Genomic DNA, 22,153 nt, shown 5'->3' on the forward strand with positions numbered 1-22,153 from the left:
ATGATGTGCCGCTCTTTTTCATGGCGACGTCAGCAGAGAGGAGCCCACCATGGCGCACAAAGAAATGTGGTATGAAACCCTTCATGCCGGTTTCGGACAATATTTCACGGTCGACAACGAGCTTTACCGGGAAAAGACCGCGCATCAGGATTTGATCATCTTCGAAAACGCGCAAATGGGCCGCGTAATGGCGCTGGACGGCGTGGTGCAGACCACCGAGCGCGACGAATTCATCTATCACGAAATGATGACGCATGTGCCGCTGCTGGCGCACGGCGCGGCGAAGCGCGTGCTGATTATCGGCGGCGGCGACGGCGCGATGTTGCGCGAGGTGTCGCGTCATCAGCAGCTGGAAAGCATTACCATGGTAGAGATTGACGCCGGCGTGGTGACCTTCTGCCAGCAATATCTCCCCAACCATAGCCAGGGCGCGTATAACGATCCGCGTCTCAATCTGGTGATCGACGACGGCGTAAACTTCGTCAACCAGACGCAGGATAAATTCGACGTGATCATTTCCGACTGCACCGATCCTGTCGGTCCGGGCGAGAGTCTGTTCACCTCGGAATTTTACGCGGGCTGTAAAAAGGCGCTGAATCCCGGCGGAATTTTCGTGGCGCAAAACGGCGTCTGCTTCCTGCAGCAAGAGGAGGCGATCAACAGCCATCGTAAACTAAGCCACTATTTCAGCGACGTCAGTTTTTATCAGGCGGCGATCCCCACCTATTACGGCGGCATTATGACCTTCGCCTGGGCGAGCGACAATGCGGCGCTGCGTCAGCTCGATCTCGCCACATTGCAGACGCGTTTCGCTGAGGCTGGCCTGCCGTGCCGCTACTACAATCCAGCGATCCATGTCGGCAGTTTCGCGCTGCCGCAATACCTGCTGAACGCCCTTTATAAGGAGGTGAACCAAATTGCAAAAGCTTAAACTGCATGGCTTCAACAACCTGACCAAAAGCCTGAGTTTTTGTATTTACGATATTTGCTATGCGAATACTGAAGCCGAGCGCGATGGCTATATCGCCTATATCGACGAGCAGTACAACGCCAATCGTCTGACGGAGATCCTGACGGAGACCTGTTCGATCATCGGCGCGAACGTGCTGAATATCGCGCGCCAGGATTATGAACCGCAGGGCGCCAGCGTCACCATTCTGGTGAGCGAAGAGCCGATCGATCCCAAAGATATCGACAACTCGGAGCATCCTGGCCCGCTGCCTAATTCCGTGGTGGCGCACCTCGATAAAAGCCATATTTGCGTGCACACCTACCCGGAAAGCCATCCTGAAGGCGGACTCTGCACCTTCCGCGCCGATATCGAAGTCTCCACCTGCGGCGTAATCTCTCCGCTAAAGGCGCTGAATTACCTGATCCACCAGCTGGAATCCGATATTGTCACCGTCGACTATCGCGTGCGCGGTTTTACCCGCGACGTTAACGGCGTAAAACACTTTATCGACCATGAGATTAATTCGATCCAGAACTTTATGTCGGAAGATATGAAGGCGATGTATGACATGGTGGATGTGAACGTTTATCAGGAAAATATCTTTCACACCAAGATGTTGCTGAAGGAATTTGACCTGAAGCACTACCTGTTTAATACCCGCCCGGAGGATCTCAGCCCGGCCGAGCATAAGCGGATTACCGACCTGCTGTGGAAGGAGATGCGCGAGATTTACTACGGCCGCAATATTCCGGCGGTGGGGTTGAAGACGGTGTAATCGTGGGCGCGCGCAATGTGGGATAAGGATGCCGGGCGCGCGCCGTTTTGTTGGTTGGGATGTTAGGGTGAGTGTTAATCGCTTGCCGGGCTGTGGCCATGGGGTTGATGGGGTGCCTGTGCGGCAGAGTACTCCGGTTACATGCTCAAACCTGCTTTGTAGTTTTTTCTAAGCTGCCTGTACGGCAGTGCACTTCAGGCCAGTTAGATCCGGCTCATTCCCGTTTTTCTAAGCTGCCTGTACGGCAGTGAACTGTTACCTTACCAAACTAACCTACTCATATCTCGATAAAAAAACAGCACTATTGGCGCTATACCCCTTTTATTTGGTACGCACTTCCACACCTTATTTTTCAATAAGTTATATCCGGTCGCCAAAAAAGGGTTTGGAAAAGTATTCCGGATTAAAAACCCAAGCGGGAAATGCCTCTCACTCTCGCAAAAAAAGCAGGATTACCTTTGTCAGCGTCAGCGCTTAACCCCACTCACACGCGTAATATTCCCCGCGCATCTCTCTTATTGAGCTCAACCAGTGAAAAGCTGACGCAGCCCGTTCAGCAAACCTAATCCGTCAGCGTCAGCGCAATCCCGCGCTCGCGCAGCGTGCGGCACACCTCATCGTCTAAGCGGCTGTCGGTCACTACATCGGTCAGCTCATCCACCGGCGCGGCGCAGAACAGCGACCAGGAGCCATACTTGCTGCTATCCGCCAGCAGGATACGGCGCCCCGCATTCGCCAGCAGATCCCGCTTCAGCCCGGCCTTCTCTTCTGTCGGCGTGGTAATGCCGCGCTCCAGGCTCCAGGAGTTGCAGCTGACGAATGCGATATCGGGGTTAATGCTGCGCAGCAGACGACGCCCGTGCTCGCCGATACAGGACTGGCTAGAGTCGTCGATGCGGCCGCCGATGATGGTCACTTCAATCTGTTTGAATTCGGAAAGAAACAGCGCGATATGCAGATCGGCGGTGATCACGCGCAGCGGCAGATGCGTCAGCTGACGCGCCAGCTCCAGCATGGTGGTGCCGGCGTCCAGCACCACCGCGTCGCCCGACTGTACAAACGTAGCGGCGTGATGGGCAATCGCCTGCTTCTCTGCCAGATTACGCTGCATCTTCTCCAGCGTAGTGGGCTGCGCCGGAATAAAGCGATTCAGCGTGACGCCGCCGTGGCTGCGGCTAATCACCCCTTCCTTATCCAGCTTAATCAAATCACGTCGAATGGTTGCTGGCGAGGCGGAGATCGCACTCACCAGCTGATCAACAGTCACCAGATTATGGCTTTTCAGATAGTCCATAATCTGGTCAAGGCGACTTTGTCCCTTCATATTTCCCTATGCTAGCTGCATCGCGAGTTTAATGGAGATCGCCATGCTCTCAGACTTCGCTTTTCCTGTCCATGCGATATCAAAAGCGGTGCCGTGGTCCGCAGAGGTGCGGATAAACGGCAAACCGGCAGTGATATTGACGCCGTCGTAAAAGCCAAGCAGTTTCAACGGGATATGCCCCTGATCGTGATACATCGCCACCACAATGTCATACTGCCCTTCCTGACACTGCAGGAACACCGTATCCGGCGGACAGGGACCGAAAACCTCGATGCCCTGCTCCTTCATCGCCTTCACCGCTGGCGCGACGGTGGTGATCTCCTCGTCGCCGAACAGGCCGTTTTCGCCGGCGTGCGGGTTGACGCCAGCCACCGCGATACGCGGCTTTTCAAAGCCGACGCGGCGAAGGAAGGTGTCCGCCATGCCGATCACCGTTTTAATGCGCGTCTGGTTCAACGTGTCGAGGAACTTGCGCAGCGCGATATGGGTGGTGACGTGAATAACCTTTAGCTTATCGGTGTAGAGCACCATCGCGTAATCTTTGGTGTCGGTCAGATGCGCCAGCAGCTCAGTGTGGCCGGGATAGAGATGACCCGCCGAGTGCAGCGCCTCTTTATTCAGCGGCGCGGTGGCGATCGCCTGGACTTCGCCCGCCAGCGCCAGCTCGGTGGCGCGCTTTACGCAGCGCCAGGCGAGATCGCCCGCCTGCTTCTGCACCACGCCGGGCTTCAGGGTGTCTGGATCGGCCAGTGGCTCATCGATCACGTTGATGATGCCCGGCGCAAAGTGCGCCTCTTTTACGCTATCCAGCACGCGCAGCTCCACCTGCGGCGTAATATTCAGGGCAAGAATACGACGCAGCGTCGCCGCGCATCCCACCACCACCGCCGGCGCGCCGTTAAGGTCGCCTTCCGCCAGCGCTTTGATGATGATCTCCGGGCTGATGCCCGCCGGATCGCCCATGGTCACCGCAATAATTTTACTCACTCGACTTCTCCTCAATAAAACGAATGGCTGCTACCAGGGTGTTTTCGTCGCCAAAACCGCCCGCTTTGGTCATCACCGGCAGGGTAAATTCACTGTTAAGCAGGACGCCGTGCGGCACGCAGCCCGCCACGATGCCCTGAATCTGAAAGCCGCTGGCGCCCAGCGCCTGCGCCACCGCAATCGCCACGTCGCCGCCGGAAAGATAGAGCCCGGCAGGCCGCTGCGCGCGGCAGATGGTCAGGATCAGCTCGCCTAAAAACCGGCAAATCGCCTCGCCAAGCTGCTGACGCGTGATCTGCTGCTGCTGACAAAGCGCGTCGATCTCATGCCGCTGATCGGCGCGCTGACAGGTGCGGAGCACCGTATGACGCCCGTCGCGCAGCGCGGCGATGGCCTGCGCGGCCCACTGTGCGCCGTCTGGCCAGCGCGGCTGGCCAAACAGCTGGCGGATATCCACCTCCACCAGCGTAATCTCTCGCTGTGCAGCCAGCCGGGCGATCTGCTGCTGCGCGCTGGCGCTCATCGATCCGATGGCCGCCAGCACCGGCGCGGCATCGCGTGCGGCAAGCTGCGCGCCGAGCGCGTCGCTCAGACCGGCGGCGCCGACCAGCAGCGGGGTGTCGTCAAGCTGCGCGGCAGCGGCCAGGATGCGTGCGATATCGCTTTCGTGCTCTGCATCGATCACCACCGCGCCCTCTGCCTCAGCCAGCCGCGCAGGAAAGCGATCGCTGCGCAGCGTGGCGAGATCGATTTCACTGCCGTCGATCCCCAGCTGCGTTAAGACGCGTCCGCTGATCACTGGCGTTTTCGGATCGCTGGCGTATTCGGTTTCGAGCAGCGGCACGCCGTTCACCCGCACTTCACCGCCAAGCGTGACGCGCCCCAGCCGCGGCACGGCAGGCACAATCAGCGCCCGCTGTTTGCCGCTGGCGGTCAGCGCGGCGCGCACCTCTGCGCCGATGTTGCCGCGCAGCGTGGAGTCGATCTTTTTAAACAGCCAGCCCTGCGCAATAAAAGCCTGATGCCGACGCACCACCGCTTCCGTGCGCGCGGCTGCCTCTTGCGCGTTGAGGGCACGGCTGTCGGTGCTGATCACCCAGACGTCGGCGGCGTCTGCCTCCAGCGGCGTCTCGCTGCTGAACAGCACATGCACGCGCGCCCCCGCCTGGGCCAGTCCGCTGCCCGCGTCGTTGGCGCCGGTAAAATCATCCGCGATCACCAGCACCGGCGTTTTCCAGGACTTCTGCGTCATTTTCTCTCCCGATTCGACTCTGTGCCGCTGTTAATGATTATATTCAATCATGATTGATTATATGTGAGCAAGATCAAATTAATCGAAATCAATATGCCCTATAAATTGAGGCACAGTAAGTGACAGACATCGCACTGACGTGAGCAAAACCAATCATTCAGTCTGGAACCGCAGTAATAAGGGTATGAAATGAACATCAACAGCACGGTAATTAGCGGCTATCAGGCGCTGAACGACATTAGCTATCTGCTGAAAGAGAAGGCCAGCGCGCTGCTGGTGACCGACAAGAATATTGAAACCATTCCGGCGGTGCAGACGCTGATCGCCCAGCTGAAGCAGCACATCGCCAGCGTTAGCGTGATCAACAGCGTGCCGCCGGAGCCGAGCCAGCACGACGTCGCCGCTATCCTGGCGGCGCTGCCCACGCGTGACGTAGATCTGGTGATTGGCGTCGGTGGCGGCAGCGTGCTGGATGTTGCCAAGCTGCTGTCGGTGCTCTGCGTCGACCACGCCCCATCGCTGGAGGCGCTGCTGGCGGGCGAAAAACCGGTGACGCGCACCACCTCGCTGCTGATCCCGACCACCGCAGGCACCGGTTCGGAAGCGACGCCGAACGCCATTCTGGCGATCCCGGAACGCGAAACCAAAGTCGGCATTATCTCGCCGGTGATGCTGCCCGACTTCGTGGCGCTGGTGCCGGAGCTGACCACCAGCATGCCGGCGCATATCGCCTCTTCCACCGGCATCGACGCCCTGTGCCATCTGATCGAATGCTTCACCGCCACGGTGTCGAATCCCGTCAGCGACAACTACGCGCTGATCGGCATGAAAAAGCTGTTCGCCAGCCTCGAAACCGCCGTTGCCGAGCCACATAATCTGCAGGCGCGTCTGGATATGCTGTGGGCCTCTTATTACGGCGGCGCGGCGATCGCCCACGCGGGCACGCATCTGGTGCACGCCATGTCCTATCCGCTGGGCGGCAAATATCATCTGCCGCACGGCGTCGCCAACGCCATTCTGCTGGCGCCCTGCATGACCTTCGTTCGTCCCTCCGCGGTGAGCAAATTCGCTCAGGCCTACGATCTGCTGCCCGACGCCGATCTCGCGCTGGACGACGAGGCGAAATCGCACGCGCTGGTGGCTTACTTCACCGCGCTGGTTAAACGTCTGCGGCTGCCCGCCAGCCTTGAAGAGCTTGGCATCGGCCCGGATCACCTGCCCTATTTAGTGGAAGCGGCGCTCGACGTGCAGCGTCTGATGAAGAACGTGCCTGCTGCCGTCAGCGCGAATGACGTCCGTGACGTCTACCTGACGCTGTTCCCTTCACACCAGGAATAAAGAGGATTGTATGAGCCAGAAAATTACCGGCGTATTGACCGCCATTGTCACCTGTTTCGATCGGGAAGGCGCCTTTAACCCGGCCGCCCAGCGCGAGCAGGTAAAACGCCAGCTGGATGCGGGCAACGGCATCTTCTGCGGCGGCACCAACGGCGAATTCTTTGTGCTGAACGAGCAGGAGAAGGTCGCGGTGACTGAAACCTGCGTCGATGAGGTTAACGGCCGCGCGCCGGTCGTGGCGCATATCGGCGAGATCTCGACGCGTGAGACCATTCGCCTCGGCAAACAGATTGCGAAGCTGGGCGTCGATGCCGTTTCCGTGATCACTCCCTATTTTGTGCCGCTCAAGCAGGACGAGCTGATCTACCACTACCAGACGGTGGCTGACGCCCTTGAGGTGCCGCTGTTCCTCTACAACATTCCGGCGCGCACCGGCAACACGCTGCAGCCGGAAACCGTGCGCGCGCTGGCGTCGCATCCCAATATTATCGGCATCAAAGATTCGGCAGGCAGCTATGAGAGCCTGAGCGGCTTTATTAAGGCAGCGGAAGGCATCGAGAACTTTGACGTGCTCAATGGCCCCGACTCGCTGATCCATCAGGGCTTCGTCGACGGCTGCTCCGCCTGTATCTCCGGTCTGGCCAACGCCGCGCCGAACGAGATCAACGCCATCTGGGCGCGCTTCAACGCGGGCGATATCGAGGGTTCACGCGCGGCGCAGGAGAACGTGACCGGCCTGCGCACCGACCTCTACAGCATCGGCTTCTCGCCGGCGGCGGTGAAGAAAGCGGTGGCGCTGCTCGGCTACGACGTCGGCGAGAGCCGCTACGCGGTGCGCTTTAGTGCCGACGAAGAGCAAAAAATCCGTCAGGTCGTCAATCAGTACCTGAAGTAATGGCCGTCAGGGCAGCCGTTGCTGCCCTTGCCTGTTCGACTTACACACCGGGAAACGCGATGAAAGTAATCTGCACCTCGCCGTCGTTCGCGAAATATGACGCGGCGCCAATTGAAATCCTCAACCAGCACGGCTTCGAGCTGGTGACTCTGCCCGCCGACGCGTCGCCTGAGGCGCTGGCGCCACACCTGCCGGAAACGGTGGCGATGATCGTTGCCTTTACCGAGGTAAACGAGGCGCTGCTGGCGCAGGCGCCGCAGCTGAAGATCGTCTGCAAGCACGGCGTCGGCGTCGACAATATCGACCTTGACGCCACGCGCGCGCGCGGCATCTACGTTACCAACGTGCCGGACGCCAACAAGCACGCCGTCGCCGACTTCGCCTTTGCGCTGATCCTCAACGCCGCGCGTCAGGTGACGCAGGCGGCGACGGAAACGCGCGCCGGAAGCTGGCCGCGCATTTTCGCCACCGACGTCTACGGCAAAACCCTGGGCATTATTGGGCTAGGCAATATCGGCAAGCAGGTGGCGCTGCGCGCGAAAGGCTTCAACATGCGCGTCATCGCCTTTGATTTCTATCCCGACGAGGCGTTTGCCGCCGAGCACGGCATTACCTTCGTCAGCCTCGATCGGCTGACGGAAGAGAGCGACTTCATCACCCTGCATACGCCGTTAACCGACCAGACGCGCAACCTGTTCGACGGCGCGCGCCTGCGTCGCATGAAGAAGAGCGCCTTTTTGATCAACGTGTCGCGCGGCGGCGTGGTGAATGAAGAGGATCTCTTCCAGGCGCTGCAGGACAACGTGATTGCGGGTGCGGCGGCTGACGTCTTTGTTCAGGAGCCACTCACCACCCATCCGCTGTTTAGCCTGAGCAACTTTATCCCGACCTCGCATATCGCCGGCTATACCGACGGTGCCATCAGCGCCATCGGCGAACGCTGCGTATCGCAGATCCTGCAGTGCGTTCAACAGCATGAGCGGCCGGTCAACGTGATGAACGGGCTGGCGTAAGCGCCGCCCTCGCCTGCAACCTGATTCGAGTGGAAAACAATGATGAACCCTACGCTGCGCTCGACCAAAATTCGCTGGTGGATCGCTGGCCTGATGTGGCTGGCGGTTGCCATTAACTATATTGACCGGACCGTGCTCTCCGCCGCCGCGCCGCATCTGATCACCGAGCTGGAGATCAACCCAGAGATGATGGGCCTGATTATGGCCGCCTTCTTCTGGTCCTATGCGCTGCTGCAAATCCCGGCGGGCTGGTTCGCCGACCGCTTCGGCCAGAAAAAGGGGCTGGGCATCGCCGTCGGCTGGTGGTCGATCGCCACTATGGCGATGGGCCTGGCAACCGGCTTTAAATCGCTGCTGGCGCTGCGTCTGGCGCTGGGCGTCGGCGAAGCGGCCGCCTATCCCAGCAACGCGGGCATCGCCGCGCGCTGGTTCCCGGATCGCGAACGCGCCACCGTCTCCGGGCTGTTCGACAGCGCCTCGAAATTCGGCGGCGCGGTGGCGATGCCGCTGATCGTCTGGATGATCGCCATGGTGGACTGGCGCATTACTTTTCTGGCGATCGGCGCCATCGGCCTGTTCTGGGTGATCGCCTGGTACTTTATCTACGCCGAGAACCCGGAAGATCATAAAAAGATCGATCGGAACGAGGTGCGTCTGATCCGCGACGGCCAGGCGCAGAAGCACGGCGAGAAAGGCGTGCGCCCGATGAAGTGGTACAAGCTGCTGCGCTATCGCAACATCTGGGCGATGTGTATCGGCTTTTTCACCATTAACTACACCTCCTACTTCTTTATTACCTGGCTGCCGACCTATCTGGTGAAAGACAAAGGCATGGACTTTCTCAAGATGGGCTTCGTCGCCGCGCTGCCGCTGATCTGCGGCATGGTGATCGAAGTGCTGGCGGGCTGGGCGTCGGATCGCATCGTGCACAAAAAGCTGCTGTCGCTGACCGCTACGCGCAAGCTGTTCCTGACCATCGGCCTGCTGATGGCGCTCTGCATCGGCTTCGCGCCCTTTACCGAATCGGTGTTTATGACCGTGCTGCTGCTCTGTATCGCCAAGTCAGGCACCACCGTCGCCGCCTCGCAGGTCTGGGCGCTGCCGGGCGACGTCGCGCCGAAAAACAGCGTCTCGATCGTCGCCGGTTTGCAGAACACGGTGTCGAATATGGGCGGCGCGGTCGGCCCGATTATTACCGGCGCGATTGTTGGCGCGACCGGTAACTTCACCTGGGCGCTGGTCTTCTCCGCCGTGCTGGTGGTGATCGGTATTCTTAACTACCTGTTCCTGATGGGCAAGGTGGAGCCGATCGTCGATGAAGAGCAGGTGCATGAGCCACGTGCGGTGACCAGCGGCGTGTGACGGTGTCGCTGAAAAAAGGCGCCGAGGATAAGGCGCCTTTTTTTGCTACTGACGCACGGCGGCGAAAATCGCCTTGCCGATGCGGGCAATCGCCGCGTTGCTCTGCGCCAGCGTTGCCTCTGTTTGCGTAACATAGACAGACACAATCAGCGGCTTGCCGTTTTCCGGCCACACCACGCTGACGATCGAGCGCGATCCATACTCGCCCGCACCGGTTTTGTCGGCAATGCGCCATCCCGCCGGTAACACCGAGCGCAGCAGCGCATCCGCCACTTTGTCATCATGCATCCACTGCAGCAGCTGCGCGCGCGACACAGGCGTTAGCGCCTCGCCCAGCGTCAGCTTGCGCAGCGTCTCGCTAATGGCGAGCGGCGTGGTGGTATCGCGCACATCGCCGGGAATGGCGCTGTTCAGCTCAGGCTCATGACGATCCAGACGCGTGACTTTGTCGCCCAGGTGCGCGAAGAACCGGGTAACCGCTGCCGGTCCGCCCAGCTTTTCTGCAATCAGATTCGCCGCCGTGTTGTCACTGTAGCTTATCGCCGCGCTGCAGAGCTGCTGCAAGCTCATATCGGCAGGCGCGACAAACTTTTCGCTAACCGGCGAATAGGTGACCAGCGCGGCTCGGTCGAACTGCGTGCGCTCTGTAAGCCGCAGTTTGCCTTTCTCCTGCTCGTTAAGCAGCATGCCGCACAGTAGCGCTTTATGAGTGCTGTTCAGCGGAAAACGCTCGTTGCCGCGGTAGCTGGCGACGTGTGACGTGCCGGTGTCGATCACGGCGATACCGATACGTGCCTTCAGCGTCTGCTCCTCCTGCTGCGCGACCGCCGCCAGGCGGGCGTTATCCATGTCTGACGCCTGTGCGGAAACCATATTCAGCAGAAACGTAATAGTGATGCATGTTGTAATGAAACGCATAAAGATCATCCGTAATGTTTAAGTCGGTCACAGCTTGCCTTTTTGCGCGCCGGGACGCAAAGCCTAAACAAAACATTCGTTAACCGCCTTTTGCGACGCTATATTCTTGCTGTCCGCTGGTTGAAAAAACAGCAGCCCTTGCTAGAATGTAGCAACATCACTACAAAAGCGGAGGCGCGCGATGAAAATCTTCACGCTGTCGAGCAGAGAGTTTAACCAGCAGGTGTCGAACGCCAAAAAAGCGGCGGAGGAAGGGCCGGTCTACATCACCGATCGCGGCAAACCCGCCCATGTTCTGCTGACCTTTGAGGCGTATAAAAAGCTGACCGGAACGCGCCGCAATATTCAGGATGCGCTGGCGATGCCGGACGTGGCGGAAATTGAATTCGAGCCGGAACGCGGCAACGTGGGCTTCAGGGACGTCGATTTTTCATGAGATATTTGCTGGACACCAACGTGATTTCCGAACTGCGCAAGGCGCGTACGCGCGCTATCGATACTGCGGTCTCCGCCTGGACCGATAGCGTCGACGCCGGCGATATGTTTCTTTCGGTCATCACCATTATGGAGATCGAGAAAGGCATCGCGCAGATGGCGCGCCGCGATCTTGCTCAGGCAGCCCGGCTGCGAACGTGGTTCGAAACGGCGGTGCTGAGGGAGTTTAACGATCGTATTCTTCCCTTTGACGTCGACGCGGCGCGCTACTGCGCACGCCTGCACGTGCCGGATAAACGCGCCGCAAATGACGCCATTATCGCCGCGATCGCCTGGCAGCACGATATGGTGCTGGTGACGCGCAACCTGAAGGACTTTACCGGCATGGGCGCGCAGCTGCTCAATCCCTGGGAATGGCCCTGACTCAGCGCCCCTGCAAAAACTGGCGGTAGGCGTTCATCACGGCGAGAAAATCCTCAACGCCGCAGAAAGAGAGGCTCTCTTCGTCGTAGTAGTTCATGCCCTCTTCCAGCCCATCATCCTCTAAGGCGAGATGGTTGGCGCGGATCATGATCTCTTCATCGTCCATCCACAGCGTATATTCGTGGCCGATACGCTGCCACTGGCGCTCGCTGCCCTTGATAGCGCGCATCGCGGCTTCGACTTCATCCAGCAGCGCCAGGTTTTCTTTCACTTCTTCGTTGAACCAGTGGCCCACCGCTTCATGATCCATCGACATGCGGACTTTCACCTGCCCGGTGAGGTCGCGTAAAAATTCGTATTCCATGGGTAACCCTGTGGTTAATGACGCGAGTGGATCCGCACCCAATGAGTGTGTGCGCATCATCAACGCTAAAGTGAGATCGGGGCGACATTATTGCGGGGAAACGAGAAAAGAAAAAGGGGCGATTATCGCCCCTTTGTTTTTAGCGCAGAACTCAGACCGCTGTCTGGAAAATCACGTTGTCCGCTTTATCGGTGTACTGATTCAGCTGATCAAAGTTGAGGTAGCGGTAGGTGTCGCTGGCGGTTTTATCCACCTGCACCATAAACTGCTGGTACTCGTCCGGCGTCGGCAGTTTGCCGAGCAGCGAAGCGACCGCAGCCAGTTCCGCCGACGCCAGATAGACGTTGGCGCCGGTGCCGAGACGGTTCGGGAAGTTACGGGTCGAGGTGGAGACCACCGTCGCGCCGTCCTGTACGCGCGCCTGGTTACCCATGCAGAGCGAACAGCCCGGGATCTCGATGCGCGCGCCGCTCTTGCCGAAGACGCTGTAGTAGCCCTCTTCGGTCAGCTGCGCCGCGTCCATCTTGGTCGGCGGCGCCACCCACAGACGGGTCGGCAGCTGGCCTTTGTGGCTGTCGAGCAGTTTACCCGCTGCGCGGAAGTGACCAATGTTGGTCATGCACGAACCGATAAACACTTCGTCGATCTTCTCGCCCTGCACGTCGGAGAGCAGACGCGCGTCGTCTGGATCGTTCGGCGCGCAAAGGATCGGCTCTTTGATGTCCGCCAGATCGATCTCGATCACCGCCGCGTACTCCGCGTCGGCGTCCGCTTCCAACAGCTGCGGATCCGCCAGCCATTTTTCCATGCCCTGAATACGACGCTCCAGCGTACGGCGATCGCCGTAGCCTTCCGCGATCATCCACTTCAGCAGCACGATGTTGGAGCTGAGGTATTCGATAATCGGCGCTTTATCCAGCTTGATGGTGCAGCCCGCCGCTGAACGTTCGGCCGAGGCGTCAGTCAGTTCGAAAGCCTGCTCGACCTTCAGATCCGGCAGACCTTCGATCTCCAGGATGCGGCCAGAGAAGATGTTCTTTTTGCCTTTCTTCTCAACGGTCAGCAGACCCTGTTTGATAGCGTACAGCGGGATAGCGTGCACCAGATCGCGCAGGGTGATACCCGGCTGCATTTTGCCTTTAAAGCGCACCAGCACAGATTCCGGCATATCGAGCGGCATCACGCCGGTCGCGGCGGCGAAGGCCACCAGGCCAGAGCCGGCCGGGAACGAGATACCGATCGGGAAGCGGGTGTGCGAGTCGCCGCCGGTGCCGACGGTGTCCGGCAGCAGCATGCGGTTCAGCCACGAGTGGATCACGCCGTCGCCCGGACGCAGCGAAACGCCGCCGCGGTTCATAATAAAGTCCGGCAGCGTGTGGTGCGTGTTAACGTCGACCGGCTTCGGATAGGCAGCGGTGTGGCAGAACGACTGCATCACCAGATCGGCGGAGAAGCCGAGGCACGCCAGATCTTTCAGCTCGTCGCGCGTCATCGGACCGGTTGTGTCCTGCGAGCCAACCGAGGTCATCTTCGGTTCGCAGTACGCGCCCGGACGAACACCCGCCACGCCGCAGGCGCGACCGACCATTTTCTGCGCCAGCGAGTAGCCGCGCGCGCTTTCCGCCACGTCTTTCGCCTGACGGAACACGTCGCTGTGCGGCAGGCCCAGCGATTCACGCGCTTTGCTGGTGAGGCCGCGACCGATAATCAGCGGGATACGGCCACCGGCGCGCACTTCGTCGATCAGCACGTCGGTTTTCAGGGTAAAGCTGGCCAGCAGCTCGCCGGTTTCGTGGTTGCGCACTTCGCCTTTATACGGGTAGACGTCAATCACGTCGCCCATGTTCAGCTCGCCCACGTCCACTTCGATCGGCAGCGCGCCCGCATCTTCCATGGTGTTGAAGAAGATCGGTGCGATTTTGCTGCCCAGCACCAGACCGCCACCTTTTTTGTTCGGGACGTTCGGAATGTCGTCGCCCATGAACCACAGCACGGAGTTGGTCGCGGATTTACGGGAAGAGCCGGTGCCGACCACGTCGCCGACGTAAGCCAGCGGATAGCCTTTGGCCTGCAGCGCTTCAATCTGCTTGATCGGGCCGACGTTGCCCGGCTCATCCGGATGAATGCCTTCACGGGCGTTTTTCAGCATCGCCAGCGCGTGCAGAGGAATATCCGGGCGTGACCAGGCATCCGGCGCCGGAGAGAGGTCGTCGGTGTTGGTTTCGCCGGTCACTTTGAACACGGTAACGGTGATTTTTTCTGCCAGCTCGGGGCGTGACAGATACCACTCGGCATTCGCCCAGGATTGCATTACCTGCTGCGCATGAGTATTGCCCGCTTTCGCTTTCTCTTCAACGTCGTAGAAGTTGTCAAACATCAGCAGCGTATGCGACAGCGCTTTGGCGGCAATCGGCGCCAGCTTCGCGTCGTCCAGCGCGTCAATCAGCGGATGAATGTTGTAACCGCCTTGCATGGTGCCCAGCAGTTCAATCGCTTTTTCGGGGGATACCAGAGGAGAGGTCGTTTCGCCTTTAGCGACTGCGGCAAGGAAACCCGCTTTAACGTAGGCGGCTTCATCAACGCCGGGTGGGACACGGTTGACCAACAGATCGGTCAGGAATTCTTCTTCACCCGCTGGCGGGTTTTTCAGCAGTTCAACCAGCGCGGCCATCTGGGAAGCATCTAACGGCTTAGGTACGATCCCCTGGGCAGCACGCTCGGCAACGTGCTTACGGTATTCTACTAGCACGACGTTCTCCTCGCTCACATTGTATGGGTTTCCGGTGCACCCTGGTGACAACAGCATTCCATGAGTAGGGTAAGGTGCCCGGTTCCGCGTGGGGCAGCATAGCAGGGTTCAGGCTGTTTGTTAATCTGTTTACAAAAACACAACATAATTAACCGGGTAAAAAAGTGCGGTTTTTCGGTTTTTGGGCTAGCTGGGGCGAGAGGGCATGGTGTGAAGAAGAGTTTGTTAATTTGTTCTGGTTTGACGTCGCTGTTTTAAGGAATGGCACGGAGAGGATTAAGGTTGAGATATAACTTTTTGGCTAGCTTTTGCTGAGAATATGAGTGTGTGGGTTATGGGGTTGGCTGTGTTGGGGAGGAATGGGCTGGAGGCTAGAGAAAAGATAGTCGTGCCTATCGAGACTGCTTGTACGGCAGTGAACAGCTGCTGGCGTTGGTCGCTTGCCCACAGAGTTTTCTGAGCTGCCTGTACGACAGTGAACTTGGAGATTGCACTCCCTGTGCTGGAGCAGCATTTCTAAGCTGCCTGTACGGCAGTGAACGGTTCTGCCGTTAACATTACCGTTCCGATTAATTTCTAAGCTGCCTGTACGGCAGTGAACTTACTGTAGTTCGCGTGCTGCTCGGGGATGGCTTTCTAAGCTGCCTGTACGGCAGTGAACTGTTACCTAGCCATCCTAACCCATTCATAAACTACTATTTTTGACGAAAATCTGATAAAAACCCTTTTATTGAACACTCTAAAAAAGCAATTTAAAATCAACCCCAGAAAAAGGGTATCAACACACTCTTCATCTCTCATCCTCGCCGCATCTACTTCCTCTATCTCATTCGCTATTACCTTTAAGCACCAGTAAAAAGCAATCACAGCCTAAAGCTAACCAGCACCGTGCAGCGCACAGCTGATGAGTCAGATAAAACTCTTTTGAAAAAGCGGCCTCAGGCGAACTGGACGCGCAAAATGAACTGATATGTTCACTATTCAGCCAATAAAAAAGCCCCCTTCCGGAGGCTTTCTCTTTCTCAGCAAAAGAAACTTACTTCTTCTTCGCTTTCGGGTTCGGCAGGTCGGTGATGCTGCCTTCGAAGATCTCAGCCGCCAGGCCAACCGACTCGTGCAGCGTCGGGTGCGCGTGGATAGTCAGCGCGATATCTTCTGCGTCGCAGCCCATCTCGATCGCCAGACCGATTTCGCCTAGCAGCTCGCCGCCGTTGGTGCCGACAACCGCGCCGCCGATAACGCGATGCGTCTCTTTGTCGAAGATCAGCTTGGTCATGCCGTCAGCGCAGTCAGAGGCGATAGCGCGGCCAGAGGCTGCCCACGGGAAGGTCGCCGTCTCGTAGCTGATGCCCTTCTCTTTCGCTTCTTTTTCGGTCAGGCCAACCCATGCTACTTCCGGCTCGGTGTAGGCGATAGACGGGATCACTTTCGGATCAAAGTAGTGCTTCATGCCGGCGATAACTTCTGCCGCCACGTGGCCTTCGTGCACGCCTTTATGCGCCAGCATCGGCTGGCCGACGATATCGCCGATAGCGTAGATGTGCGGCACGTTGGTGCGCATCTGCTTGTCGACGCGGATAAAGCCGCGATCGTCCACTTCCACGCCCGCTTTGCCTGCATCCAGACCTTTACCGTTCGGCACGCGGCCGATCGCCACTAGCACCGCGTCGTAACGCTGCGGTTCAGCCGGCGCTTTTTTGCCTTCCATCGTCACGTAGATGCCGTCTTCTTTGGCTTCGACCGCGGTGACTTTGGTTTCCAGCATCAGGTTGAACTGTTTGGCGATACGCTTGGTGAAGACTTTCACCACGTCTTTGTCGGCCGCCGGGATAACCTGATCGAACATCTCAACCACGTCAATCTGCGAACCCAGCGCGTGGTAAACGGTGCCCATTTCCAGACCGATAATACCGCCGCCCATCACCAGCATGCGCTCCGGCACTTCTTTCAGCTCCAGCGCATCGGTAGAGTCCCAGACGCGCGGATCGTCGTGCGGAATAAACGGCAGCGTGATCGGACGCGAGCCGGCCGCGATAATAGCGTTGTCGAAGTTGATGGTGGTCGCGCCGCCTTCTCCTTCCACAACCAGAGTATTGGCACCGGTGAATTTGCCCAGGCCGTTAACCACCTTGACTTTACGCCCTTTCGCCATACCTGCGAGGCCGCCGGTCAGCTGGTTAATGACTTTTTCTTTCCAGGTGCGGACTTTGTTGATGTCCGTAGAGGGCTGACCAAACACGATGCCGTGCTCTTCCAGGGCTTTCGCCTCTTCGATCACTTTAGCAACGTGCAGCAGCGCTTTTGACGGGATACAGCCCACGTTCAGACAGACACCGCCGAGGGTGCTGTAACGCTCTACCAGTACGGTTTCCAGACCTAAATCAGCGCAACGGAAGGCTGCAGAGTAACCTGCAGGACCAGCCCCAAGTACCACGACCTGGGTTTTAATCTCTGTACTCATCATGACCTCTTAGTTGTGATCCGGCGGGTCAGACGTAGAGCGTTTTTCATCAGGCTGGTCGGCCACTTGCATCCGGGCAGTGCGCGACGCCTCGCGTATCTTAAGTACGCTGCGGGTGCTGCGCGCTGGGCGTCAACAACTGACTGAGTCAGTTACGCCTGACGAAACAGGCTCACGATGTCCTTTGCTCCACCGGGACATTTTTCACCGCAAGAGTTTACAGAATTGTTAATAAACTGCAAACCGCGATGCCACGAATCTTTACAACAAGGCCGGCGATTGCCGGCCTTGAGTGTACTTACATCACCAGACGGCGAATATCGGACAACATATTGCCAATGATGGTGATGAAACGCGCACCATCCGCTCCGTCGATCACGCGGTGGTCGAAGGAGAGCGAGATCGGCATCATCAGACGCGGCACGAACTCTTTACCGTTCCACACCGGTTCCATCGCCGACTTGGAGACGCCGAGGATAGCCACTTCCGGCGCGTTGACGATCGGCGCGAAGTGCGTGGTGCCGAGGCCGCCCAGGCTGGAGATGGTGAAGCAGCCGCCCTGCATATCGCTGGCGGTCAGCTTGCCGTCGCGCGCCTTCTTCGAGGTCGCCATCAGCTCGCGAGACAGCTCAGTGATGCCTTTCTTGTTCACGTCTTTAAAGACCGGAACCACCAGGCCGTTCGGCGTATCGACCGCCACGCCGATGTTGATGTACTTCTTCAGCGTCAGGCGCTGCGCATCTTCCGACAGCGAGCTGTTGAAGCGCGGCATCTGCTCCAGCGCGGCCGCGACCGCTTTCATGATGAACACCACCGGGGTGAACTTCACGTCCAGCTTGCGCTTCTCCGCTTCGGCGTTCTGCTGCTTGCGGAACGCTTCGAGATCGGTGATATCGGTTTTGTCGAAGTGCGTAACGTGCGGGATCACCACCCAGTTACGGCTCAGGTTTGCGCCAGAGATTTTCTGGATGCGGCCCAGCTCTACTTCTTCCACTTCGCCGAACTTGCTGAAGTCCACTTTCGGCCACGGCAGCAGGCCTGGCAGGCTTCCGCCGCTGGCGGCCGCCGCTGGCGCCGCTTCGGCGCGTTTTACCGCGTCCTTCACATAGCTCTGCACGTCTTCTTTCAGGATGCGACCTTTACGGCCGGTGCCTTTGACCTTCGCCAGGTTAACGCCGAACTCGCGCGCCAGACGACGGATAACCGGCGTGGCGTGCACGTAGGCATCGTTCTCGGCGAAGTCGCCTTTCGCGTCAGCCTTCGGCGCAGCGGCCGCGGCAGGCGCTTCCGCTTTCGCCGGTGCCTGCGCGGGCGCGGCTTCCTGCTTCGGCGCTTCGGCTTTCGCCGCGCCTTCCACTTCGAACACCATGATCAGCGAGCCGGTGCTGACTTTATCGCCGGTCGCGACTTTCAGCTCTTTGACGGTGCCGGCGAACGGCGCAGGCACTTCCATAGAGGCTTTGTCGCCTTCAACCACGATCAGCGACTGCTCGGCTGCTACTTTATCGCCGACTTTCACCAGCACTTCGGTGACTTCCACTTCGTCGCCGCCGATATCCGGCACGTTGACCTCTTTCGCGCCCGCGGTTGCCGCCGGTGCTGAGGTCGCCGCTTCTTTCACTTCCGGCTTCGCCGCCGCTGCCGGCGCTGCGCCTTCCGCTTCGAAGATCATGATCAGCGAGCCGGTGCTGACTTTCGCGCCGGTTTCGATTTTGATCTCTTTGACGGTGCCCGCGAACGGCGCAGGCACTTCCATTGAGGCTTTGTCGCCTTCGACCACGAGCAGCGACTGCTCGGCTTCGATTTTGTCGCCGACTTTCACCAGGATCTCGGTGACTTCCACTTCGTCGCCGCCGATATCCGGTACGTTAACCTCTTTGGCTGCGGTAGAGGCGGCCGCCGGCGCCGGAGCGGCTTCGGCTTTCTTCTCTTCCGCCGCTGGCACCGCGTCTGCTGCGCCCTCTGCGTCAAAAATCATGATCAGCGAGCCGGTTTCGACTTTGTCGCCGGTCGCGATTTTGATCTCTTTCACCACGCCCGCCTGCGGCGAGGGGACTTCCATAGAGGCTTTGTCGCCTTCTACGGTGATCAGCGACTGCTCGGCTTCCACCTTGTCGCCAACCTTCACCAGGATCTCGGTGACTTCAACTTCATCAGACCCGATATCCGGTACCTTAATTTCAGTAGCCATTACTCTCTTACCTCTTAAGCCAGACGCGGGTTAACTTTATCGGCATCGATGTCGAACTTAGCGATCGCGTCCGCCACCACTTTCTTGTCGATTTCGCCACGTTTAGCCAGTTCGCCCAGCGCAGCCACCACCACGTAGGAGGCGTCCACTTCGAAGTGGTGACGCAGGTTCTCACGGCTGTCGGAGCGGCCGAAGCCGTCGGTGCCCAGCACGCGGTAGTCGCTGGCCGGCACATAGCTGCGAACCTGTTCAGCGAACAGCTTCATGTAGTCGGTCGATGCCACCGCCGGCGCGTCGTTCATCACCTGAGCGATGTACGGCACGCGCGCTTCTTCGGTCGGGTGCAGCATGTTCCAGCGCTCGCAGTCCTGGCCGTCGCGCGCCAGTTCGGTGAACGAGGTGACGCTGTAGACGTCGGAGCCGATGCCGTAATCTGTCGCCAGGATCTGCGCCGCTTCGCGCACGTGACGCAGGATAGAGCCTGAGCCCAGCAGCTGCACTTTGCCTTTGCTGCCTTCCACGGTTTCCAGCTTGTAGATACCCTTACGGATACCCTCTTCAGCGCCTTGCGGCATCGCTGGCATGTGGTAGTTTTCGTTCAGCGTGGTGATGTAATAGTAAACGTTCTCTTGCGCTTCGCCGTACATACGCACCAGGCCGTCATGCATGATGACCGCCACTTCATAAGCGTACGCCGGATCGTAAGAGATACAGTTCGGGATGGTCAGCGACTGAATATGGCTGTGACCATCTTCGTGCTGCAGACCTTCGCCGTTCAGCGTGGTACGACCGGAGGTGCCGCCGACCAGGAAGCCGCGCGCCTGCTGATCGCCCGCCAGCCACATCAGGTCGCCGATACGCTGGAAACCGAACATGGAGTAGTAGATGTAGAACGGGATCATCGGCAGGTTGTTGGTGCTGTAAGAGGTCGCCGCCGCCAGCCAGGATGAACCTGCGCCCAGCTCGTTGATCCCTTCCTGCAGAATCTGGCCTTTCTCGTCTTCTTTATAGTAAGCAACCTGCTCGCGGTCCTGCGGAGTGTACTGCTGACCGTTCGGGCTGTAGATACCGATCTGACGGAACAGACCTTCCATACCGAAGGTGCGGGCTTCGTCCGCGAGGATCGGCACCAGACGATCTTTGATCGACTTGTTTTTCAGCATCACGTTCAGGGCGCGCACGAAGGCGATAGTGGTCGAGATCTCTTTGCTCTGCTCATCCAGCAGCGCCTTGAACTCTTCCAGCTTCGGCATTTCCAGTTTTTCAGTGAACTGCGCCTGACGGGTCGGCAGATAGCCGCCCAGCTTTTCGCGCTGGCCGTGCAGGTAGTTGTACTCTTCGGAGCCTTTCTCGAAGGTGACGTACGGCAGCTCTTCGATTTTCTCGTCGGCCACCGGCACGTTGAAGCGATCGCGGATGTAGCGAACGCCATCCATGTTCATCTTCTTGACCTGGTGCGCGATGTTTTTGCCTTCCGCGGTGTCGCCCATACCATAGCCTTTGATGGTATGCGCCAGAATCAGCGTCGGCTGACCTTTGGTCTCCTGCGCTTTCTTCAGTGCCGCGTAGATTTTCTTCGGATCGTGGCCGCCGCGGTTCAGGGCGAAGATCTCTTCGTCTGACCACTCTTTAACCAGTTCCGCCGTCTCCGGGTATTTGCCGAAGAAGTGCTCGCGCACGTAGGCGCCGTCGCGGGATTTAAAGGTCTGATAGTCGCCGTCAACGGTTTCGTTCATCAGCTGGATCAGCTTGCCGCTGGTGTCTTTCTTCAGCAGCTCGTCCCAGCGACCGCCCCAGATCACTTTGATCACGTTCCAGCCGGCGCCCGCGAAGATGCCTTCCAGTTCGTTAATGATCTTGCCGTTGCCGGTGACCGGTCCATCCAGACGCTGCAGGTTGCAGTTGATGATGAACACCAGGTTGTCCAGCTTCTCGCGGGTGGCGATGGTGATCGCGCCTTTGGATTCCGGCTCGTCCATCTCGCCGTCGCCGAGGAAGGCGTAAACGGTCTGGTTAGAGGTGTCTTTCAGGCCGCGGTGCTCCAGATACTTCAGGAACTTCGCCTGATAGATGGCGTTCAACGGACCCAGACCCATTGAAACGGTCGGGAACTGCCAGAAGTCCGGCATCAGTTTCGGGTGCGGATAAGATGAGAGGCCGTTGCCGTGCACTTCCTGACGGAAGTTGTTCATCTGCTCTTCGGTCAGGCGGCCTTCCAGGAAGGCGCGTGAGTAGATACCCGGAGAGATATGACCCTGGAAATAAACCAGATCGCCGCCGTCTTTGTCGCTGCGCGCGCGGAAGAAGTGGTTAAAGCACACTTCATAGATGGTTGCGGAAGACTGGAATGAGGAGAGATGACCGCCCAGCTCCAGATCTTTCTTCGAGGCACGCAGCACCGATACGATGGCGTTCCAGCGGATCGCGGAACGGATACGACGTTCCAGAGACGTGTTGCCCGGATACTCCGGCTCGTCTTCAACGGCAATAGAGTTGATATAGTTGCTGACGGCGTTACCGCCTGCCGCCACTTTAACGCCGCCTTTGCGGGCCGCGCTCAGCACCTGATCGATCAGATACTGCGCACGCTCAACACCTTCTTCACGGATGACCGATTCGATCGCCTGTAGCCAGTCACGAGTTTCGATCGGATCCACGTCATTCTGTAAACGTTCTGACATGGGGGGTATTCCTTATCTGTGTCTAATACGTTG

General features: G+C 58.6%; 17 protein-coding genes. 8 read left to right on the forward strand and 9 right to left on the reverse strand.

The features are described 5' to 3' along the window. Nucleotides 1-49: 49 nt before the first annotated feature. Together speE and speD are read left to right on the forward strand one after the other, a co-directional pair. Nucleotides 50-931, forward strand: coding sequence for a polyamine aminopropyltransferase (gene speE, locus B2J69_RS09145; RefSeq protein ID WP_081138498.1), 882 nt, complete (start codon nucleotides 50-52; stop codon nucleotides 929-931). Beyond that, on the forward strand, nucleotides 918-1,727 hold the full coding sequence (gene speD / locus B2J69_RS09150; RefSeq protein ID WP_081138501.1) for an adenosylmethionine decarboxylase: 810 nt from the start codon (nucleotides 918-920) through the stop codon (nucleotides 1,725-1,727). The genes speE and speD overlap by 14 nt, the downstream gene beginning before the upstream one ends. Nucleotides 1,728-2,289: 562 nt before the next feature. On the opposite strand, the gene B2J69_RS09155 is transcribed toward speD, so the two are convergent. The 3 genes from B2J69_RS09155 to dtnK are packed head-to-tail and all read right to left on the reverse strand — an operon-like array spanning nucleotide 2,290 to nucleotide 5,290. Beyond that, on the reverse strand, nucleotides 2,290-3,051 hold the full coding sequence (locus B2J69_RS09155) for a DeoR/GlpR family DNA-binding transcription regulator (protein WP_081138504.1): 762 nt from the start codon (nucleotides 3,049-3,051) through the stop codon (nucleotides 2,290-2,292). Between the two features lie 6 nt (nucleotides 3,052-3,057). Beyond that, entirely contained in the window at nucleotides 3,058-4,038 is a 981-nt protein-coding gene (locus B2J69_RS09160; RefSeq protein ID WP_081138506.1) for a D-threonate 4-phosphate dehydrogenase, read from the reverse strand. Beyond that, entirely contained in the window at nucleotides 4,031-5,290 is a 1,260-nt protein-coding gene (gene dtnK, locus B2J69_RS09165; RefSeq protein WP_081138509.1) for a D-threonate kinase, read from the reverse strand. The genes B2J69_RS09160 and dtnK overlap by 8 nt, the downstream gene beginning before the upstream one ends. A gap of 189 nt (nucleotides 5,291-5,479) precedes the next feature. On the opposite strand from dtnK, the gene B2J69_RS09170 reads away from it, so the two are divergent. Genes B2J69_RS09170 through B2J69_RS09185 form a run of 4 tightly spaced genes read left to right on the forward strand, consistent with a single transcriptional unit; the run spans nucleotide 5,480 to nucleotide 9,898 of the window. Beyond that, nucleotides 5,480-6,628: an iron-containing alcohol dehydrogenase gene (locus tag B2J69_RS09170; RefSeq protein ID WP_081138511.1), complete on the forward strand. Its 1,149-nt coding sequence runs from the start codon at nucleotides 5,480-5,482 to the stop codon at nucleotides 6,626-6,628. Between the two features lie 10 nt (nucleotides 6,629-6,638). After that, entirely contained in the window at nucleotides 6,639-7,523 is an 885-nt protein-coding gene (locus B2J69_RS09175; protein ID WP_081138514.1) for a dihydrodipicolinate synthase family protein, read from the forward strand. Nucleotides 7,524-7,582: 59 nt separating this feature from the next. After that, complete coding sequence (locus tag B2J69_RS09180; protein WP_081138517.1) at nucleotides 7,583-8,536, forward strand: phosphoglycerate dehydrogenase; 954 nt, start codon at nucleotides 7,583-7,585, stop codon at nucleotides 8,534-8,536. Nucleotides 8,537-8,578: 42 nt separating this feature from the next. Then, a complete protein-coding gene (locus B2J69_RS09185; RefSeq protein ID WP_081138519.1) occupies nucleotides 8,579-9,898 on the forward strand; it encodes an MFS transporter in 1,320 nt (439 codons plus the stop codon). Between the two features lie 45 nt (nucleotides 9,899-9,943). Here the strand turns inward: B2J69_RS09185 and bla are convergent, their stop codons facing one another. After that, nucleotides 9,944-10,747 (reverse strand): class A beta-lactamase, encoded by an 804-nt coding sequence (gene bla, locus B2J69_RS09190; protein ID WP_236722699.1) that lies wholly within the window; start codon nucleotides 10,745-10,747, stop codon nucleotides 9,944-9,946. A gap of 250 nt (nucleotides 10,748-10,997) precedes the next feature. Between bla and B2J69_RS09195 the strand changes: the two genes are divergently transcribed. Further along, complete coding sequence (locus B2J69_RS09195) at nucleotides 10,998-11,252, forward strand: type II toxin-antitoxin system Phd/YefM family antitoxin (RefSeq protein ID WP_081138522.1); 255 nt, start codon at nucleotides 10,998-11,000, stop codon at nucleotides 11,250-11,252. Continuing rightward, nucleotides 11,249-11,674: a type II toxin-antitoxin system VapC family toxin gene (locus B2J69_RS09200; RefSeq protein WP_081138524.1), complete on the forward strand. Its 426-nt coding sequence runs from the start codon at nucleotides 11,249-11,251 to the stop codon at nucleotides 11,672-11,674. Before B2J69_RS09195 ends, B2J69_RS09200 begins: the two co-directional genes overlap by 4 nt. Nucleotide 11,675: 1 nt before the next feature. Here the strand turns inward: B2J69_RS09200 and yacL are convergent, their stop codons facing one another. The 5 genes from yacL to aceE all read right to left on the reverse strand — a co-directional run bounded on the left by yacL (nucleotide 11,676) and on the right by aceE (nucleotide 22,120). Further along, a complete protein-coding gene (yacL, locus tag B2J69_RS09205) occupies nucleotides 11,676-12,038 on the reverse strand; it encodes a protein YacL (RefSeq protein WP_081138527.1) in 363 nt (120 codons plus the stop codon). Nucleotides 12,039-12,189: 151 nt separating this feature from the next. Further along, nucleotides 12,190-14,787, reverse strand: coding sequence for a bifunctional aconitate hydratase 2/2-methylisocitrate dehydratase (gene acnB / locus B2J69_RS09210; RefSeq protein ID WP_094078496.1), 2,598 nt, complete (start codon nucleotides 14,785-14,787; stop codon nucleotides 12,190-12,192). A 1,036-nt stretch (nucleotides 14,788-15,823) separates the two neighbouring features. After that, complete coding sequence (gene lpdA / locus B2J69_RS09215; protein WP_081138533.1) at nucleotides 15,824-17,248, reverse strand: dihydrolipoyl dehydrogenase; 1,425 nt, start codon at nucleotides 17,246-17,248, stop codon at nucleotides 15,824-15,826. Between the two features lie 298 nt (nucleotides 17,249-17,546). Next, complete coding sequence (gene aceF, locus B2J69_RS09220; protein ID WP_081138536.1) at nucleotides 17,547-19,439, reverse strand: pyruvate dehydrogenase complex dihydrolipoyllysine-residue acetyltransferase; 1,893 nt, start codon at nucleotides 19,437-19,439, stop codon at nucleotides 17,547-17,549. Nucleotides 19,440-19,453: 14 nt separating this feature from the next. Continuing rightward, nucleotides 19,454-22,120, reverse strand: coding sequence for a pyruvate dehydrogenase (acetyl-transferring), homodimeric type (aceE, locus tag B2J69_RS09225; protein WP_081138539.1), 2,667 nt, complete (start codon nucleotides 22,118-22,120; stop codon nucleotides 19,454-19,456). Nucleotides 22,121-22,153 lie beyond the last annotated feature (33 nt).

This window comes from Pantoea latae (assembly GCF_002077695.1).
In the GTDB taxonomy this organism is placed as follows: domain Bacteria; phylum Pseudomonadota; class Gammaproteobacteria; order Enterobacterales; family Enterobacteriaceae; genus Pantoea; species Pantoea latae.

Bases quoted from the DNA above. Each gene is read 5' to 3' on its own strand.
- speE (WP_081138498.1), top strand. From the start codon at position 50: ATGGCGCACAAAGAAATGTGGTATGAAACCCTTCATGCCGGTTTCGGA.
- B2J69_RS09155 (WP_081138504.1), bottom strand. From the start codon at position 3,051: ATGAAGGGACAAAGTCGCCTTGACCAGATTATGGACTATCTGAAAAGC.
- dtnK (WP_081138509.1), bottom strand. From the start codon at position 5,290: ATGACGCAGAAGTCCTGGAAAACGCCGGTGCTGGTGATCGCGGATGAT.
- B2J69_RS09170 (WP_081138511.1), top strand. From the start codon at position 5,480: ATGAACATCAACAGCACGGTAATTAGCGGCTATCAGGCGCTGAACGAC.
- B2J69_RS09175 (WP_081138514.1), top strand. From the start codon at position 6,639: ATGAGCCAGAAAATTACCGGCGTATTGACCGCCATTGTCACCTGTTTC.
- B2J69_RS09180 (WP_081138517.1), top strand. From the start codon at position 7,583: ATGAAAGTAATCTGCACCTCGCCGTCGTTCGCGAAATATGACGCGGCG.
- B2J69_RS09185 (WP_081138519.1), top strand. From the start codon at position 8,579: ATGAACCCTACGCTGCGCTCGACCAAAATTCGCTGGTGGATCGCTGGC.
- bla (WP_236722699.1), bottom strand. From the start codon at position 10,747: ATGGATAACGCCCGCCTGGCGGCGGTCGCGCAGCAGGAGGAGCAGACG.
- B2J69_RS09195 (WP_081138522.1), top strand. From the start codon at position 10,998: ATGAAAATCTTCACGCTGTCGAGCAGAGAGTTTAACCAGCAGGTGTCG.
- B2J69_RS09200 (WP_081138524.1), top strand. From the start codon at position 11,249: ATGAGATATTTGCTGGACACCAACGTGATTTCCGAACTGCGCAAGGCG.
- yacL (WP_081138527.1), bottom strand. From the start codon at position 12,038: ATGGAATACGAATTTTTACGCGACCTCACCGGGCAGGTGAAAGTCCGC.
- lpdA (WP_081138533.1), bottom strand. From the start codon at position 17,248: ATGAGTACAGAGATTAAAACCCAGGTCGTGGTACTTGGGGCTGGTCCT.
- aceF (WP_081138536.1), bottom strand. From the start codon at position 19,439: ATGGCTACTGAAATTAAGGTACCGGATATCGGGTCTGATGAAGTTGAA.
- aceE (WP_081138539.1), bottom strand. From the start codon at position 22,120: ATGTCAGAACGTTTACAGAATGACGTGGATCCGATCGAAACTCGTGAC.